Origin of the sequence: Mycobacterium sp. (assembly GCF_049673265.1) — a bacterium.
Classification (GTDB): domain Bacteria; phylum Actinomycetota; class Actinomycetes; order Mycobacteriales; family Mycobacteriaceae; genus Mycobacterium.
In genome coordinates this window covers 1-2,208 of the sequence record NZ_JBATXN010000431.1, presented here as the reverse complement: position 1 = coordinate 2,208, position 2,208 = coordinate 1, and the positions used below count along the sequence as shown (strand labels likewise).

At 62.5% G+C, this 2,208-nt stretch carries 1 protein-coding gene and 1 pseudogene; one reads left to right on the top strand and one right to left on the bottom strand.

Annotated elements, in window-relative coordinates:
* The first annotated feature begins 517 nt into the window (after positions 1-517).
* A complete protein-coding gene (locus WBF82_RS15035) occupies positions 518-964 on the top strand; it encodes a GAF domain-containing protein (protein ID WP_424383792.1) in 447 nt (148 codons plus the stop codon).
* An 18-nt stretch (positions 965-982) separates the two neighbouring features.
* Here WBF82_RS15035 and WBF82_RS15030 read toward each other — a convergent pair.
* Positions 983-2,085, bottom strand: a pseudogene (locus WBF82_RS15030) (glutamate--cysteine ligase).
* Positions 2,086-2,208: the final 123 nt, after the last annotated feature.

The following is a 2,208-nucleotide window of genomic DNA, read 5'->3' as shown; positions in this document are numbered from 1 at the left end:
ACGGAGGCCACATATATGCACGTCAGATGGCCGCCGTGGCAGACGGTAGCGCGTGTGAGACGGGCATACAATAGTCCGGTTTGTGAGATGAATCACCACAAAAATAGAGTTTCCGAACCACGAAAAGGGGTATACGCCACCCTCGCTTTCGCAATTGCATCTTTGTGTAATAGCACGCCGAAATGCGGGTGGGCAAAGCCTCGAGGATAACTTCTGCCGAGGATGACGTATGTCCTGACGTGCGTCAAACGTAGACTTTGCCGTAGGCGGTGTGTTTGCTGCGGCTATGTTGGATTGCGCTGGGCCAGCCTAAAGCAGGTCTTCTGCCATACCGGCCTATTCTTCCGGCAAATTGGAGACTTCGGTTTATGACACGGCCCGCCAATCGATCTCAGTCAAAACAGCCGAGACGCCGAAATCCCACAAATTAATCTTGACGTAACCGAGCCGATCAGTACATTTGTTGCGCTGACCGACACCGATGCGCCGCCGAGAGCACCGAGGCACGATGTCACTCATGGTCGCCGTCTACCGCGCGCCGATGCGATCCCGCAACGATGCCGTCGAACTCCAAGCCACCATCGACCGCGCTCGCCGGCTCGGCCTGTGCGGCTTCGGGCAATCCGTGAGTCGGTCGGCCGAGCAAGAGCGGCTGGCCCGTCGGGTCGCCCGATTCGCCGAGCTCAACGAAGGCTCGTTCGTGTGGACCCGCGACACCGACGGCTGGTTCTGGTTGGGCCGCATCTCCGGGCCATACTTCTACGACGCCGACGAAACCGCAGCGGGGGTGGATTTGGTGCATGTACCCGCCTGCGAGTGGCTGTCCACGCCAATCCTGGAACCGGATATGCCCGCCGCTGTCATTGCCACATTCCGTCGGGACGGACGAAACTTTCAGGAAATCCACCACCCATCGATCAACGAGCAGACACAACGGATTTGGGATGCGCAGAGGAGTCGCTAACGCGCGCCGGGGCCCTGATCACTCCAGTGTTAATGCGGCTGCGGCGGCGATTACGTCGTCAATGTCATTGCGCTGCCGCAACGCTCGAACTTGCCGGATCGCACCATTGCCCATCTCGACGAGGCGGGCCAACTGCTCGGCCGCGGCGCGGTATTCGCCGAGTGCTTCCAGCGCGGGACGCAGCCGCTCAAGAAATCCTGCTAGCAGTTCACGTGTCAACGCAGACCGAAGGTTGCCCGTCAAGTCGACGGCGCGCCCGGCGAGCCCGTCGCGCGCGGCCTTCCAGTAGGCGGCGCGCAGAGCGCCAGACACCAGCCGGTCCGGCGTGACCCCGCGGCGCCGATCATCCAACGCAGTCATCACAGCCGCGCGAATTAGGGTGGCCAGCAACACCGTTTCGGCCACCGTGGATGGCACGTCGGCTACTCGCACCTCGATGGTCGGAAAGCTCGCCGATAGGCGGACATCCCAATAGACCATTCCCTCGTCGAGCACCGCGCCGGTGTCCAGGAGCATCTGCACCGCCGCGTCGTATTCGTCGACCGAGTCGAAATACGGCGGCGGGCCTGCACTGGGCCAGCGAGCCCACAGGACACTGCGAAAGCTTGCATATCCTGTTTCCGCGTTGCGGTAGACCGCCGAGTTGGCGGTCAGCGCGAGCAGCAACGGAAGCCATGGCCGCAGATAGTTGCTGACTGCGACGGCCGCCTCCCGGTCGGCTACAGCGACGTGTACGTGGCAGCCGCAGATGCCCTGCTCGCGGGCGATCATGCCGAAGTTCTCGGCGATCCGGCGGTATCGCGCGGTGTCGGTGACCGGGAACCCGTGCGGCACCGCCGCGGCAACCCGACTGCCAAAAGTCGCGCGCCGTGGGCGGCGGCTGACCGCGCCGCGATCTGCCGAAGGCGGCTCAGCTCTGAGGCCAGTTCGGCCGTGCTAGCCAAAGTCGGCGTCGTCGTCTCGACCTGACAGCTGGTCAATTCGAGCTGCAATTCGACTCCAGCATCGCGCGCCTCTCGCGCGACAGCTCGATTGGCAGCAACCGGTTCGCCACTTGCGGCATCGACAAGCAAAAACTCCTCTTCGACCCCGATGGTCGGGTGCTCATCGAACGACATCATGTTCGGATACCCGAATGAGCGACACAATGGAGGCTGGGTTCTCTTCCAGCACGTGCCGCGACCGTGAAGGAGAACGCGGTGAAGGATTTGAAATGGGCGGTAGTGCCGTGGATGGTGGTACTG

Coding starts and splice junctions, on each gene's coding strand:
- WBF82_RS15035 (WP_424383792.1), top strand. CDS start 518: ATGGTCGCCGTCTACCGCGCGCCGATGCGATCCCGCAACGATGCCGTC.